Genomic DNA, 14,359 nt, shown 5'->3' on the forward strand with positions numbered 1-14,359 from the left:
CCGCACGGACGCCCCGAAACCCCGGCTGACGCTCGGCCCGCAGAGCCCGGCCGGGGCGCGCTTCGTGAGCGGTTCCTAGGCGGTTCCTGGGGCGCGCCGGCCGCCCGCAGCCTCTCGTCCAGGGCCGTGAACACCGCCGCCGAGCGGGCGGCCCGGCCGGCGCGCCCCAGGAACCGCCTAGGAACCGCTCACGAAGCGCGCCCCGGCCGCCCGCAGCCTCTCGTCCAGGGCCGTGAACACCGCCGCCGAGCGGGCGCCCGGCCAGTCGGCGGGGAGCAGTCCCGCGGGGAGGCCGGGGTCGGCGTAGGGGAGCTGCCGCCAGGAGTCGAGGGCCAGGAGGTAGTCGCGGTAGGCGTCCCCGGGGTCCGGGGCGGTGTCCTCGCGGGCCTCCCAGGAGCGCAGCACCGGCTCATGGCGGTCCAGGAACGCCTCGTGCTGCTTGGCCAGCGAGGAGAGGTCCCACCAGCGGGACACCGCGTCGGCGGTCGGGGCGTATCCGAGGTGCTCGCCCTTGAACAGGTCCACGTAGGGGGCGAGTTGCAGGCGCTCCAGGGTGTGCCTGGTCTCTTCGTAGAGGTGCGCGGGGGCGATCCAGACGCCCGGCGCCGCCGTGCCGAACCCCAGGCCCGCCAGGCGCGAGCGGAGCACGTGCCGCTTGTGCCGCTCGGCCTCGGGCACGGAGAAGACGGCGAGGACCCAGCCACCCTCGCGCCCTGCGGCGGCCGTGCCGTAGATGCGGCGGTCGCCGTCGTCCAGGAGCTGGCGGGCGTCCGGCGAGAGCGCGTACCCCGCCGCGCCCGCCTCCGTGCGCGCGGGCACGAGGAGCCCGCGCCGCTTGAGCCGCGAGACCGACGAGCGCACCGAGGGCGCGTCGACCCCGACGGGCGCGAGGAGGCGCACCAGCTCGGCGACCGGGACGGGGCCCGGCGCGGCCCGGCCGTAGGCGCCGTAGAAGGTGACGATCAGGGACCGTGGAGTGTGCTGCTCGGACACGTGATCACTCTACGGGCCCCGGCTCGTGCCCCGGTCCGGCCGGTGGCCGGGAGCGCAGTCTGAAGCGCTGGAGCTTGCCGGTCGCGGTCCGGGGCAGCGCGTCCAGGAAGACGACCTCCCGCGGGCACTTGTAGGGCACGAGTTCCGTCTTCACGAAGTCCCGCAGCCGGTCGGCGTCGGGCTCGGCTCCTGCCCGGAGGACGACGTACGCCACGGCCACCTGGCCGCGCAGCTCGTCGGCACGGCCCACCACCGCCGTCTCGGCCACGTCGGGATGGCGCATCAGCGCCTCCTCGACCTCGGGGCCCGCGATGTTGTACCCGGCGGAGATGATCATGTCGTCCGCGCGCGCGACGTAGCGGAAGTAGCCGTCGCTGTCCCTGATGTAGGTGTCGCCGGTGATGTTCCAGCCGTGCCGTACGTACTGGAGCTGCCGCTCGTCGGAGAGGTAGCGGCAGCCGACGGGGCCGCGCACCGCGAGCAGTCCGGGCTCGCCGTCCGGCAGCGGGTCGCCGGAATCGTCGACCACGCGCGCGTGCCAGCCGGGGACGGGGCGTCCCGTGGTGCCGGGCCGGATGTCCTCGTCGGCGGCGGAGATGAAGATGTGCAGCAGCTCGGTCGCGCCGATGCCGTTGATGATGCGGTGCCCGGTGCGCCGGTGCCACGCCTGCCAGGTGGCCGCGGGCAGGTTCTCGCCCGCCGAGACACAGCGCCGCAGGGAGGAGACGTCGTACGCGTCGAGCTCGTCCAGCATCGTGCGGTAGGCGGTCGGGGCGGTGAAGAGCACCGATATGCGGTGCCGCCCGATGGCGGGCAGGAGCTGTCCGGGTCCCGCCCGTTCGAGCAGGACGGACGAGGCGCCGAAGCGCAGCGGGAAGACGACGAGGCCGCCGAGGCCGAAGGTGAAGCCGAGCGGGGGGCTGCCCGCGAACACGTCGTCGGGGACCGGCTTCAGGATGTGCCGCGCGAAGGTGTCGGCGATGGCGAGCACGTCGCGGTGGAAGTGCATGCAGCCCTTGGGGCGGCCCGTGGTCCCGGAGGTGAAGGCGATGAGGGCGACGTCGTCGGCTGCGGTGTCGGCCGCCTCGTAGCGCTCCGGGTGCCGGGCGGCCCGCGTCAGCAGGTCATCGGGGCCCTCGCCGCCGTACGTGGTGACGCTCAGACCGGGCACCCCGGCCTTGATCAGGTCGTCGACCGACCGTATGTCGCACAGCGCGTGCCGCACCTCGGCGATCCCGCACATCGTGGCGAGCTCCTGGGCGCGCTGCTGGGCGAGGACGGTCACGGCGACCGCGCCCGCCTTCATCACCGCGAGCCAGCAGGCGGCGAGGTGGGGAGTGGTGGGCCCGCGAAGCAGCACGCGCTGGCCGGGCAGCACGTCGAGCTCCTCGGTGAGGACGTGCGCGATCCGGTCGGCGTGGCCGCGCAGTTCGCCGTACGTCCACGTCCCGCCCGAGGCGGAGTGGAAGGCGGGGCGGTGCGCCCCGTGCCGCTCCAGCGTCCGGTCGAGCAGCTCGGTGCCGCAGTTGAGGCGGGCGGGGTAGTGCAGCTCCGGGCGGTCGTGGACCAGGGCGGGCCACTGGTCGGGCGGCGGGAGGTGGTCCCTGGCGAAGCTGTCTGCGTGGCCGGATGGTGCCGGTCCTGGAATGCCGATGGTTGCCATGGCGGCTCTGCCCCCTTGCCTGCCGGACGGGCGCTGTGGTGGGCTCGCCCGACGAGCGTATCGTGATGGTGACGACAGTCAACGGTGCGCGATAAAGGAGGGTTCCGGGATGCCGACATTCTCGCTCGATCCTGCACAATCCGCCTGGTGCGAGGAGCTGCACACCCTCGCCGCCGAACGCTTCCGCCCCCTGGCGGAGAAGGGCACCCCCGGCCATGTAAACCGGCCACTGGTGGCGGCGCTGGGGGAGACGGGGTTGCTGGCACGGCTGTTTCCGGAGGCCGATGGGGTACGGCAGGCCAGTGGTCTACCGGCGACCGATGAGGCCCCGCGGACGGACGGGACGGGCGGTGCGCTCGGGCTCTGCCTGATGCGGGAATCCCTCGCCTACGCCTGTACCGAGGCCGAGACCGCGCTCGCCCTGCAAGGGCTCGGCGCCCACCCCGTGCACGCCTACGGTTCCGCCGCGCAGCGCGAGCGCTGGCTGCCCGAGGCCGCGGCGGCGCCGCGCCGTCGCGGCGTKCRCGCTCTCSGMGCCGGGCGCGGGCTCGGACGCGGCGGCGCTGGCCCTCGCGGCGGCACCCGACGGCTCCGGCTGGCGGCTGACCGGCGAGAAGTGCTGGATCTCCAACGCCCCCGAGGCCGACTTCTACACCGTCTTCGCCCGTACGACGCGGGGCGCGGGCGCGCGGGGCGTCACCGCCTTCCTCGTCCCCGCCGACCGCGAGGGCCTGACCGGCACCGCCCTCGACATGCTCTCCCCGCACCCGATCGGGGCGCTCGCCTTCGACGGCGTACCGGTCGGCCCCGAGGACGTACTCGGCGAAGTGGACCGCGGCTTCCGCGTGGCGATGACCACCCTGAACCGCTTCCGGCCCAGCGTCGGCGCGTTCGCCGTGGGCATGGCGGCCGCCGCGCTCGACGCGAGCCTCGCGCACACCGCGCGGCGCGACGCCTTCGGCGGCAAGCTGGCGGACCTCCAGTCCGTCGCCCACCAGGTCGCCGAGATGGCGCTGCGGACGGAGGCGGCGCGCCTGATGGTCTATGCGGCGGCGTCGGCGTACGACCACGGGGGCGCGGGGGCGCCGGGCATCGCGCGGCGCGCGGCGATGGCGAAGCTGCTCGCGACGGAGACGGCGCAGTACGTGGTCGACGCGGCGGTCCAACTGCACGGTGCCCGCGCGCTGGAGCGGGGGCATCTCCTTGAGCACCTGTACCGCGAGGTGCGGGCGCCTCGGATCTACGAGGGGGCGAGTGAGGTGCAGCGGGGCATCATCGCCAAGGAGCTGTATCAGTGAACGCCGCCCGGTCCGCCGGGGCCCGGGGGTCATCCGGGGCCCGGGCAGGCACCCCCGAACACCCCTCCGTCACCTCGAACCGGGAGCCGTGATCCATGCCCCTGCACCGCGTCAACCCCGCCGAACTCTCCCCGCCCACCGGCTTCTCGCACGCCGTCACCGCGACCGGGTCCCGCCTGGTGTTCCTCGCGGGGCAGACCGCCCTGGACGGCGATGGCAAGGTCACCGGGACCACCCTCCCCGAGCAGTTCGAGCGGGCCCTGGCGAACCTCCTCGACGCCCTGCGCCACGCGGGCGGCACCCCCGCCGACCTCGCCCGCGTCACCGTCTACGCCACGGACGTCGCCGACTACCGCGCCAACGCCGCCGCCCTCGGCCGCATCTGGCACCGTCTCGCGGGCCGCGACTACCCCGCGATGGCAGTCATCGGCGCGGTCCGCCTCTGGGACGAACAGGCGCTGGTGGAGCTGGACGGGGTGGCGGTGCTGGAGTGAGTGGACGCCTCCCGGCGGGGTGGCCGGTTCGATCTCGCCGAAGGGAAAGGTTCCGGCCTCTTTGCGCGTCCCGTGGACGCGAGATACGGGAATCCGTCACGCCTTGCCGGGCCCTACCCCTAGCGTGATCGCATGAGCGAAGAGCACTCCCTCTCGGTGGCACCTCTGCGTGACCTCGTGTCGCACGAGGAGTGGGCGGACCTGACGCGTTATCAGGTGCAGACTTACTTGGCGGGGCGAGCGCTGCTACGGCAGGGAGAGCGGGCGGCACATGTGCTTGTGCTGGTCAGCGGCTTGGTGAAGGTCGTCAGGGTGGACCGTGACGGCCGCCAGCGGTTGCTCGCCTTCCGTGGGCCGGGTGAAATCCTGGGCGAGATGGCACTCCAGTGCGGGGCTGTGCGGCTTGCGTATGTGTGGGCCATGAGCGATTGCAAAGCGGCTGTCGTTCCCGCGGAGGAGTTCCGGCGCTTCGTGCGGGAGCACCGGCTCGCCTATCCGCTCGCCGTGATGGCCTCCCACCGCCTGCGGGAGCAGACCGAGGTGCATGACGGAGCCGTGCACGAACGTCTGGCCGTGACCCTGCTGCGCCTGGTCGAGATCTCCGGGGGTCTGCACTCCTTCTCCCTCACCAGGGAAGACCTGGCCCAGCACATCGACGTGGGCCGCAAAGCCGTCAGCAAGGCACTGGAACGGCTCGGACCCGGCCGGGTGCGGGCCGGGAAGAGCCGCATCGAAGTGGTCAGCGTGGAGGGGCTGCGCGAGGCGATCGCCCCATGTGTCGGGGCGTAACCGACATGTGACCCGCGTCACTCGGCATCTGGTCCTGCGGCACGGAAGGCCCCGGCACCCGCTGTGAAGCTCGGAACGCGCGGCACCACCGCACGTCCCGGACCGCCCCGTCCGGCCTCCAAGGGCCGGACGGACTTCACAGAGGAGTGACATGCGCGAGTTCGACAGTGAACTGCCCCGGCATCCCCAGCAGGTCACCGGCCCTTACACCCGCAGCCGTCCGCTGCCGCCCTATCGGGGCATCCTGGCCGTGGACGCCAAGGACTTCACGGGCCGCCCGGCGATCGAGCACGAGGCCGTCAGCCGTGTCGTACCGGAGCTGATCAGGACCGCGTTGGTCAAGGCGGAGCTGAGCGACCTCTGGTACGACCGCACATTCCCGGCCTCGACCGGCGACGGATATGTCTTCGGGTTCGACCCCACCCGTATGCCCTTCGTCATCCACCCGCTGCTGCTCACGCTTCAGGACGTACTGACCGACTTCAATGTGCTGTCCCACGGGGCGGTGCCCCTCAGGTTCCGGGTCAGCCTGCATGTCGGTCCGCTGCCCGACACCGGGGACGAGTTCGGCGGGAACGGGACGGCACGCAACGACACCCACCGCCTCCTCGACTCGCGCCCCGTCAAGGCCGTGCTCGCGGCGCACAAGGAGAACGTCACCCACGTCGCGGCCATCCTCTCCGACCGCTGCTACGAGGACGCGGTCGCCAGTGGGTACACCGGGCGCCACCCCGACCACTTCGTGGAAGTGGCGGCGACGGTCGAGGGCAAACCGTTCTCCCAGCGGGCCTGGCTCTACGTGCCACAGCCGTCGGGGCGCCTGTACGAAGAGCCCTCGGGCACCGCCGCCGCCCAGGAGCCGGCACGGGAGACCACGCACCCGCTCGACCGCGAGGACACACAGGGTCCGCGGATCAGGAACAGCGCACCCAACGGCAACATCAACACCGGCACCCTCCACGGTGGGCAACGCGTGGCCCCGGCGGACAGGCGGAACCGGTAAGGCATTTCCTCGCATTGGTTGATGCACAAACTCGCCGAGGAGATATTCGGTAATCGAAAGAATGGGCGAGCGCACTGCCTTCGGGTGGTGTGCTCGCCCCTTTGTTTTTCTCATTCGCGGGCCACTGAATGTGACCGCGGTCACCACGTTTATGGGCCTGCGGAACGGACCGGCGAAAGGCGGCACGGGAATATCGAGGTGTCCAGGAGGTGCGTCTGGCTGGCCCAGGCGTTCGGAGTGGTAAGGGATGACATGCCAGCAGAAGAAATTCGTTCGGACAACGTAATTGCGTTCCCGCGGCCGCAGATGACCGCCGAGGCCGGGGTCGAGGGCAAGGCCGAGGCCGGGGCTTCGCGCGGTGCGGTTCCGGATGCCGACCCTGAGGCCGGGGTTTCTCCCACGCTGACCCTGAACGCCGAACGCGGCATCATCAACACCGGAATCGTCCACGGCGGCCAGCACGTCACCGCCATCGAGTTCTCCGGCCAGGCCGACAGCGGGGTCGACGGTGGGGTCAACGGTGGGGTCAACGGTGGCGACAGTGGCCTCTGAGTCGCCCCGGGCCGCGGACCTGGAGGCCGTCGTGGCGGCCCTGGCCGACCAGAAGATGGTGGTCGTGGCTCCGCACGGCACCGTCAACACGGGTCTGGTGACAGGCGGCCAACGGCACACCGTCCTCTCCTCCACGGAGGGCGGCGCGGTCGCGGCGCCGATGCGGCAGGGCCCCGTGCGAGCCACGTACCTCCATACGGCGAGACGGCGCTTCGTGCCGCCGCCGTGCTTCAAGGAGGCGCTCACCGCGGTCGGATCCGGAATCGCGGTGCTCCTCGGAGAGCCGGGCACCGGGCGGGAGACACACGCCCTCAACCTGCTGGCGCAGGGCAGCGAGGAGCCCGTGCTCGTCCAGGTGGACGGGGACGTCAACCTCTCCCGGTGGGGGCCGCGCCCCCAGGGTGTGCACGGGTACCTGGTGATGGAGCCCCCGGACCCGTTCGCGCTCCGGGCGTGGGATCTGTCCCGGCTGGAGGCGCGTCTCGCCGAGGCGGAGGCGCGCATGGTCATCGTCCTGGCGGACGCACCCGGCCTCGCAGGCATCCTGGAGGACCACCTGGGTATGCCGGTGATGCGCCACCACCCGCCGGACCCACGCGAGGTCTTCGCCACCCACCTCGCGGACGGCGGCCCCGAGGAGGCGTACGACCGGTGGCTGCGTGCCCTGGAGCCCGGTCAGCTCGATGAGCTGTTGCCACCGGGACTTCCGCCCCGGCACGCGGCACAGGCGGCGCGAGCCGTGCTTCGGCTGGGCGTCGGGGACGGAGCCTCCGGCGCCGAGGTCCTGCGTCACCTGGCACGGGCCGAGGGCTCCGCGGCCGTCGCCCGGGCCCAGCGGGACCCCGCCCTGCTCGCCGAGCTGCTGTCCCTCAGTGTCTACGGAGGACTGCACCGCGGCGTGATCACGGAGCGGGCCGCGGAGTTCCTGCGGCTGACGGGACGGGAAGGGCGTGGCCCCGTCGAGGCAGGTCCACACGGCCACTCGACCGGCGGCACCCGGCGGCCGTCCTCCTCCGGGTCCCTGCGGCTCCTGGGCGCGCACGGCGTGCGGCGGGCCGGAAAGGAGGCCACGGACTCGGTGTCCTTCTACTGGCCCGCGATGAGTGAGGCCGTGTGGGAGATCATCTGCCGGGATCACCCGGACCTCGTGCCACTGCTGCACCAGTGGCTCGCCGGGCCCGGCCAGGAAGCGGACCAGATCGAACGGGCCGGGCGGGCGCTCGCCGCCGTCGCCGTGGCGACGGGTGGCCGGTCCATGGAACTGCTGCGCGATGTGGCGTCGGCCCCCGCGCCACCGGCCCCCGAGGTGGCCGCATGGTGCCTGGGAACGGCTGCCCTGGACCCGGCGGCGGCCCGGACGGCGGCCGACCTGCTCGGTCAATGGAGCGCCGCATCCGAGACGCCGCTGCGGAAGGCGGTGGCGCACGCCTGCCACGCGTATCGCGGCGGGGTCACGGAGGAGCAGGCCCTGCGGCTGCTGAGGCGGCTCATGGAGACACCGGCCGAGGCCACGGGCGACCTGTCCGTCATCACCATCATCGCGGCAGCGCTGGTGCAGCGGTTCGAAGCAGGCGACTCCGCGGCGAGGGCGACCGTCCTGTGCCACATGTGCGCCTGGGCGGAGTCCGACGGCGTCCCCGGTCTGCTGGCAGCCCTCACCTTTCACGTGATGCTGAGCAAAGACCTCGGATGGTGGAGCGCATGCCTGCGTGGCGAACCCGAGTTGGCCTCGAACACGGTCCAGCTGGCGGGGCACGCCCTGAACGAGTCAGCGGCCTTCGTGAACATGCGGGACACCTTGCTCGTCTGGTGCTCCGAGGCGGCCGCCACCGAACACCGGGCCCGCGCGCTGAACGCACTGCTCGATGGCCTGGTGGACGCCCGGGAGCCCGGGTTCCTCCGCTGGCTCCTGGCCGTCGAGAGGGGCCCGGAGGCGATGCCCGGTAAGGCGCCGGCCGCCCGGGCACTGGCCGCATGGCGCGGCAACACTCCCGCCCAGAACACCGATTGACCTGGAGACCCGATGTCCCTTCCCCCTCACCCCGGCATCTTCGCTGCCGTCGAGCGCCGATGTACGGGCCTCGATCCGACGCCCCGCTTACGTCACTTCGACGGGTCGGAGCGGGATGGCGTGCCTCTGACGCTGATGGCGGCCCGTCAACTGCTGTACGACCGTTCCGCGTGCCCGGCGGCAGGCGCCGCGCTGTGGCACCAGATCGCGGAGCGGTTCCAGGAGAGGACCGAAGGGTCCGGCTGGCCGACGGCGGTCGTGTGGCTGGGCATCCCGGGGCTTCGCAGGACCGCGTACAAGATCGCCTGGTGCTGCCGCGTCGACCGCGCGGACGTCGAGGCCGAGCTCGTCACCTGCTACCTCGAAGCGCTGGCGGACGTCGGGGCACATGTCCTCGACCCCGGCCGGGCGGTGCTGGGCGCCACCTGTACGCGTGCGTGGAACGTATGGCGCAAGCTGCGTCCGGAGACGAGCGTGGAGGACGTGGAGACCGCGGGCGGCGCCGTCATCGCCACGGGCGCGGAAGGGTACTGGCAGGCGGACTACGACCCCGTCCCGCGCCGCGCAGGGCTCTCGGCCACGATGCGGATCTCGGTCCCCGCCCAGCGAGTCGAAGGGGTGCGGCTCGGCGCGCTGGCCAACGCCTGGGGCATGGCCGGTACGGCCACGAGCGTCGGGTATTCGGGCCGGGGCCGCCAGGTCGCCGCGATCTCCCTGCGGCGCGTGCGGAGGGGCGGATGACCGACCGCGTCGATCCACCGCTCACCTTCCGCGAAATCTTCGACCTTCCGGTCAGCGTCGATCTGCGGACGGCTGCCAGGGCGTTCGGCATGTGCCTGCACACCGCCTACCGGCTCGTGGCCGCGGACGCCTTCCCCTGCCCCACGGTCCGGGTCGGCCGACGCCACCGGGTGCTCACCGTGGACCTGCTGGGCGCACTGGGCATCGAGGAGCGCCCGGTCTTCGCCGACGAGGTCGCCGACGGAGTGGCGCTCACCCTCTTCGACTGACGTCCCCGTGACGTCCCCTTGCCCTGTCGGGCGCCAGGTCGCCGACAGGGCCTCTTCCCAGCACCTCTCTGAAGGAGCCCCGCCATGCCCACCTGCCTCGCCATCTGCGGCACGACCACCCCTCCCGTCGGCCAGGGCCCGTCGGAGGAACGGCACCGGTCCACCGTCCTCTACGAGGATGTGGTGCGGCCCGCGTGCGAACAGCTCGGTCTCGACTTCCTGCGTGCCGACAGGCTGACAGAGGCCGGCTTGCCCCTGGAGCAGCTGTTGCACATCCTCACGGAAGTGGACGTCGTCGTCGCGGACCTCGGCGAGTCCGACGCGGAGCTGTCCTTCGGGCTCGGCATGCGACACGCCCTCGGCCGGAGCACCGTCCACGTCACCGAGAAGACCGGCCGTGTCCTGCGCCAGGGCATGGCGACGTTCCGCCTGCTGTTCCCGTCGCCCACCGCCGACACCGCGGCGGCCCGGCGGCAGTTGACGGGTGTACTGGCGGAGGCGCTGTGCGGGCGCGGGTCCCCGTCATCGCCGGAGGAGCCCGCGTCCCGGCCCGGAGCCCAGCCGGTCACCGCAGACGATGAGGCCGTCCCCGGCCTGTTCGATCTGGTCGTCGAGGCAGAGGCCCAACTGGACGCCCTCTCCGAGGACATGGCCGACGTGGAGTCCGCCATGACGGACCTCGGAGAAATGATGGAACTGATCGCGGAGGACATGACCCGTGCCAGCCATCCCGGGGCTTCGATGAACACGAAGATGGCCGTGGTGAACCGCCTGGCCAAAGCCATCGACGGGCCGACCGACGACTTAGAGGCGGCGGCCGAGCGCTTCGCGGCGCGGATGGGGGCCAGCGTCGACGCGTTCAGGGCCTTCCTGGAATGGGCGGGCGGCACACCTCGCTCGGAGTGGCCGGAAGGCGCGGAGAGCGTGCTGGAACAGGTCGCCTCGGCCCCCTGGGAGGTGCAGTCCGCAGCAGGCACCTTCCAGGAGGTGACCGCCGTGATCAACATGCTCGGCGCCTCCAGCCGACAACTCCGCCGACCCGCCCGGCGCATCACCGGCTCCCTTCAGGCCATCCTCCGGAGCGTGTCCGTGCTGGAGGAGCTACAGGGCCTGGCCGTGGCCCTGAAGGAGTCCTGAGGCGACAAGCTCCGGCGGGACACTGCCCGCCCCCTCCTGGACCACGTCAACGCGGGTCGGGAGGGGGCAGCAGGGGCTCAGATGTCCCGGAACGTCTCGATCTGCGCCCCCACCGAGTTCAGGCGCTCCGCCAGATCCTCGTAGCCGCGGTTGATGACGTAGACGTTGCGGAGGACCGAGGTGCCCTCGGCCGCCATCATCGCCAGGAGGACGACCACGGCGGGGCGCAGGGCCGGGGGGCACATCATCTCGGCGGCGCGCCAGCGGGTGGGGCCCTCGACCAGGACGCGGTGGGGGTCCAGGAGCTGGAGGTGGCCGCCGAGGCGGTTGAGGTCGGTGAGGTAGATCGCCCGGTTGTCGTAGACCCAGTCGTGGATCAGGGTCTTGCCCTGCGCCGCCGCCGCGATGGCCGCGAAGAACGGGACGTTGTCGATGTTCAGGCCCGGGAACGGCATCGGGTGGATCTTGTCGATCGGCGCCTCCAGCTTGGAGGGCCGGACCGTGAGGTCGATAAGGCGCGTACGGCCGTTGTCGGCGAAGTACTCCGCCGTGCGGTCGTGGTCGAGGCCCATCTCCTCAAGGACCGCGAGCTCGATCTCCAGGAACTCGATCGGCACCCGGCGGACCGTGAGCTGCGACTCCGTCACCACGGCGGCGGCCAGCAGGCTCATCGCCTCGACCGGGTCCTCGGAGGGGGAGTAGTCCACGTCGGCGTCGATGTTCGGGACGCCGTGCACGGTCAGGGTCGTGGTGCCGATGCCCTCGACCCGTACGCCCAGCGCCTCCAGGAAGAAGCACAGGTCCTGGACCATGTAGTTCGACGAGGCGTTGCGGATGACCGTGGTGCCGTCGCTGCGGGCGGCGGCGAGCAGCGCGTTCTCCGTGACAGTGTCCCCGCGTTCGGTGAGGACGATGGGGCGGTCGGGGACCACGTTGCGCGCCACCTCGGCGTGATAGAGCCCCTCGGTGGCCGCGATGTCCAGGCCGAACCTGCGCAGCGCGATCATGTGCGGCTCGATCGTGCGGGTGCCCAGGTCGCAGCCGCCCGCGTACGGCAGCTTGAAGCGGTCCATGCGGTGCAGCAGCGGGCCGAGGAACATGATGATCGAGCGGGTGCGGCGCGCCGCGTCCGCGTCGATGGCGTCCATCTCCAGCTTCGCGGGCGGCACGATCTCCAGGTCGACGCCGTCGTTGATCCAACGGGTGCGCACGCCGATGGAGTTGAGCACCTCCAGGAGCCGGTACACCTCCTCGATGCGGGCGACGCGGCGCAGCACCGTGCGGCCCTTGTTGAGCAGGGAGGCACAGAGCAGCGCCACGCACGCGTTCTTGCTCGTCTTGACGTCGATGGAGCCGGAGAGCCGGCGTCCGCCGACCACGCGCAGATGCATCGGCCCGGCATAGCCGAGCGACACGATTTCGCTGTCGAGCGCCTCGCCGATACGGGCGATCATCTCAAGGCTGATGTTCTGGTTGCCGCGCTCGATGCGGTTCACCGCGCTCTGGCTGGTGGAGAGCGCGTCGGCGAGCTGTGTCTGCGTCCAGCCCCGGTGCTGGCGGGCGTCGCGGATGAGCTTGCCGATGCGTACGAGGTAGTCGTCTGCCATGTGCAGCAGGTTATCTCAGATATGAGATGACGCATCCGCTGGGGTGAGCCAAATGGGTAAAGTCCGCCAAGTCCGCCCCGGGTGGGCCAATTCGGGCGCCAGGGCCGTCCCGTGACGCCCGGCCGACAGCGACCGGCAGCGGCCGAGAGCGGCCGACAGCGACCGGCAAGCATGCGGCGGCGGCCCGGGCGACCCGCGCCGGAGCGTCATCCGCAGCCGCACGACGCGTGCCGTCCGCCGTGCACCGACGCCCACGCCGTGGGCCGGGGCCCCGCCGCCGCCCGCGTCACCCGGGCGGCGGCCGCGCGTCCTGCCGACGACTGCGCGTCATGCACCACTTTGCCTCCGACAAGCGTCAGGCGCACGTCGACAGAGCTGATATCGGCCACCGGACACCGCGTCACATCGCGGTCGAGCAGAATGAGATCGGCCGCTTTTCCCCTCTCGACGGTGCCGGTCAGCTGCTCCGAGCGGAGTTGGCGCGCGGTGCCCAAGGTGTGCATGAGCAGGGATGACGTGCGGCTGAGACCTTCCTTCTCCCGGTAGAGGTCCCCTTTCCCGTCCGTGCCCTCGCGGTCGACTGCCGTACGGATCTGGTTCCAGACCTGGAGAGGGTCGACCGGCCAGTCCGAGCCACCCGCGAGCGGCGCACGCCGCCTTTCGAGACCGCGCGCCGGGTACAGCGAACGGTGGCGCGCGGCCCCGATGTAGGGCAGCAGGGCGTCCATGGTCCAGATGTTGCGGGTGGCCCACTGGAGCTGCATGCAGGCGGTGACGCCGAGCGCGGCGAAGCGGGGCAGGTCCGCCGGGTCGACCAGCTGGAGGTGCGCGGTGGTGTTGCGGACGTCGCGGCGTCCGGTGGCGCGCAGCGCGTACGCGTAGCCGTCCAGGGAGGTGCGCACCGCGCGGTCGCCGATGGCGTGGGCGTGCATCTGCCAGCCCTCGGCGTTGAAGGCGGCGCTGAGCCGTCCGTAGTCGGCGGCCGAGACGTACAGGTCGCCGCGGTGGCCGGTGGGGCGTCCCTCCCCGTCCAGGTACGGATCGAGGAGCGCCGCGGTCTGCGCCGGGTACTCGATGACCCCGTCGAGGAAGACCTTGACCGTGCCGAAGCGCAGCCCGCGCACGCCCGCGAAGTCGGCCCGCAGCTCCTTGGCGTACGCCAGGGCCGCCGCGGGGTCATCGGTCAGCCCGGTCTCGACGCGCAGGGCGGGCACGACGCGCTGGAGCAGGCGCCCCGACGCGGCGAGGCCCTGATACACCTTCAGCTCGTCCCGGCCCACCACGGCCTCCATGAACGTGGTGATCCCGGACGCGGCGGCCTCGGCGAGGATTTTCGCGGCGGCATCGGCCAGCCGGGTGGCGTCGGGCTCGGGGATGTGCCGCGAGACGAGCGGCTGGGCGTCGTCCTTGAGCACGCCGGTCGGCTTGCCGTCCGGGCCCTTCACGATCCTGCCGCCGACCGGGTCGGGCGTCGACGCCGTGATTCCGGCGATCTCCAGGGCGCGCCCGTTGGCCCACAGGTTGTGGCCGTCGCCGCCGCGCAGGACGACGGGGCGGCGGGTCGGCAGCGCGTCGAGCATCGAGTGGTGCGGCGCGGTGCCGCGCGGCAGCAGCCCCACCGGATTCCAGTCCTCCACGACCAGCCATCCGTCGGGCTCCTGGTCGGCGGAGTCCTTCAGGAACCCGGTCAGCGTCTGGTGCAGATCGGCGACGGTCTGCTCGGCCCCGCCGAGCGAGGGGGACAGCGAGCGCCGCGCGGCGTCCATGGGGTGCGCGTGCCCGTCGTGCACACCGCTCATGAC

General features: G+C 72.1%; 12 protein-coding genes and 1 pseudogene. 9 read left to right on the forward strand and 4 right to left on the reverse strand.

All coding sequences use genetic code 11. The annotated features are described in order from the left end of the window. Positions 1-177: 177 nt before the first annotated feature. Entirely contained in the window at positions 178-993 is an 816-nt protein-coding gene (locus AB8Z36_RS10650) for a PaaX family transcriptional regulator (protein ID WP_369212988.1), read from the reverse strand. Between the two features lie 4 nt (positions 994-997). Continuing rightward, positions 998-2,656: an AMP-binding protein gene (locus AB8Z36_RS10655; protein ID WP_369212989.1), complete on the reverse strand. Its 1,659-nt coding sequence runs from the start codon at positions 2,654-2,656 to the stop codon at positions 998-1,000. A gap of 109 nt (positions 2,657-2,765) precedes the next feature. On the opposite strand from AB8Z36_RS10655, the pseudogene AB8Z36_RS10660 reads away from it, so the two are divergent. The 9 genes and pseudogenes from AB8Z36_RS10660 (at position 2,766) to AB8Z36_RS10700 (ending at position 10,950) form a co-directional block, all read left to right on the forward strand. Further along, positions 2,766-3,954, forward strand: a pseudogene (locus AB8Z36_RS10660) (acyl-CoA dehydrogenase family protein). Positions 3,955-4,049: 95 nt separating this feature from the next. Continuing rightward, positions 4,050-4,448: a RidA family protein gene (locus AB8Z36_RS10665; protein WP_369212990.1), complete on the forward strand. Its 399-nt coding sequence runs from the start codon at positions 4,050-4,052 to the stop codon at positions 4,446-4,448. A gap of 132 nt (positions 4,449-4,580) precedes the next feature. Then, complete coding sequence (locus AB8Z36_RS10670) at positions 4,581-5,237, forward strand: Crp/Fnr family transcriptional regulator (RefSeq protein WP_369212991.1); 657 nt, start codon at positions 4,581-4,583, stop codon at positions 5,235-5,237. Between the two features lie 151 nt (positions 5,238-5,388). After that, a complete protein-coding gene (locus AB8Z36_RS10675) occupies positions 5,389-6,240 on the forward strand; it encodes a hypothetical protein (protein ID WP_369212992.1) in 852 nt (283 codons plus the stop codon). 252 nt (positions 6,241-6,492) lie between these two features. Further along, entirely contained in the window at positions 6,493-6,792 is a 300-nt protein-coding gene (locus AB8Z36_RS10680; protein ID WP_369212993.1) for an S-type pyocin domain-containing protein, read from the forward strand. Beyond that, on the forward strand, positions 6,782-8,803 hold the full coding sequence (locus tag AB8Z36_RS10685) for a hypothetical protein (RefSeq protein WP_369212994.1): 2,022 nt from the start codon (positions 6,782-6,784) through the stop codon (positions 8,801-8,803). The genes AB8Z36_RS10680 and AB8Z36_RS10685 overlap by 11 nt, the downstream gene beginning before the upstream one ends. A gap of 120 nt (positions 8,804-8,923) precedes the next feature. After that, positions 8,924-9,544 (forward strand): hypothetical protein, encoded by a 621-nt coding sequence (locus tag AB8Z36_RS10690; RefSeq protein ID WP_369212995.1) that lies wholly within the window; start codon positions 8,924-8,926, stop codon positions 9,542-9,544. Beyond that, positions 9,541-9,813 carry a DNA-binding protein gene (locus tag AB8Z36_RS10695; protein ID WP_369212996.1) on the forward strand — a complete coding sequence of 91 codons (273 nt, stop codon included), beginning with the start codon at positions 9,541-9,543 and terminating at the stop codon, positions 9,811-9,813. The genes AB8Z36_RS10690 and AB8Z36_RS10695 overlap by 4 nt, the downstream gene beginning before the upstream one ends. Before the next feature lie 84 nt (positions 9,814-9,897). Continuing rightward, positions 9,898-10,950, forward strand: coding sequence for a hypothetical protein (locus tag AB8Z36_RS10700; RefSeq protein ID WP_369212997.1), 1,053 nt, complete (start codon positions 9,898-9,900; stop codon positions 10,948-10,950). A 77-nt stretch (positions 10,951-11,027) separates the two neighbouring features. Here AB8Z36_RS10700 and AB8Z36_RS10705 read toward each other — a convergent pair whose 3' ends face one another. Together AB8Z36_RS10705 and AB8Z36_RS10710 are read right to left on the reverse strand one after the other, a co-directional pair. Next, a complete protein-coding gene (locus AB8Z36_RS10705; RefSeq protein ID WP_369212998.1) occupies positions 11,028-12,557 on the reverse strand; it encodes a helix-turn-helix domain-containing protein in 1,530 nt (509 codons plus the stop codon). Between the two features lie 206 nt (positions 12,558-12,763). After that, the coding region (locus tag AB8Z36_RS10710) for an amidohydrolase (RefSeq protein ID WP_369212999.1) at positions 12,764-14,359 on the reverse strand (1,596 nt) is incomplete at its 5' end.

Source organism: Streptomyces flavofungini, assembly GCF_041028215.1.
Lineage (GTDB): Bacteria > Actinomycetota > Actinomycetes > Streptomycetales > Streptomycetaceae > Streptomyces > Streptomyces flavofungini_B.

What these genes read in the sequence shown, in the direction of transcription:
- AB8Z36_RS10655 (WP_369212989.1), bottom strand. Translation starts at nt 2,656, where the DNA reads ATGGCAACCATCGGCATTCCAGGACCGGCACCATCCGGCCACGCAGAC.
- AB8Z36_RS10665 (WP_369212990.1), top strand. Translation starts at nt 4,050, where the DNA reads ATGCCCCTGCACCGCGTCAACCCCGCCGAACTCTCCCCGCCCACCGGC.
- AB8Z36_RS10670 (WP_369212991.1), top strand. Translation starts at nt 4,581, where the DNA reads ATGAGCGAAGAGCACTCCCTCTCGGTGGCACCTCTGCGTGACCTCGTG.
- AB8Z36_RS10675 (WP_369212992.1), top strand. Translation starts at nt 5,389, where the DNA reads ATGCGCGAGTTCGACAGTGAACTGCCCCGGCATCCCCAGCAGGTCACC.
- AB8Z36_RS10680 (WP_369212993.1), top strand. Translation starts at nt 6,493, where the DNA reads ATGCCAGCAGAAGAAATTCGTTCGGACAACGTAATTGCGTTCCCGCGG.
- AB8Z36_RS10695 (WP_369212996.1), top strand. Translation starts at nt 9,541, where the DNA reads ATGACCGACCGCGTCGATCCACCGCTCACCTTCCGCGAAATCTTCGAC.
- AB8Z36_RS10700 (WP_369212997.1), top strand. Translation starts at nt 9,898, where the DNA reads ATGCCCACCTGCCTCGCCATCTGCGGCACGACCACCCCTCCCGTCGGC.
- AB8Z36_RS10705 (WP_369212998.1), bottom strand. Translation starts at nt 12,557, where the DNA reads ATGGCAGACGACTACCTCGTACGCATCGGCAAGCTCATCCGCGACGCC.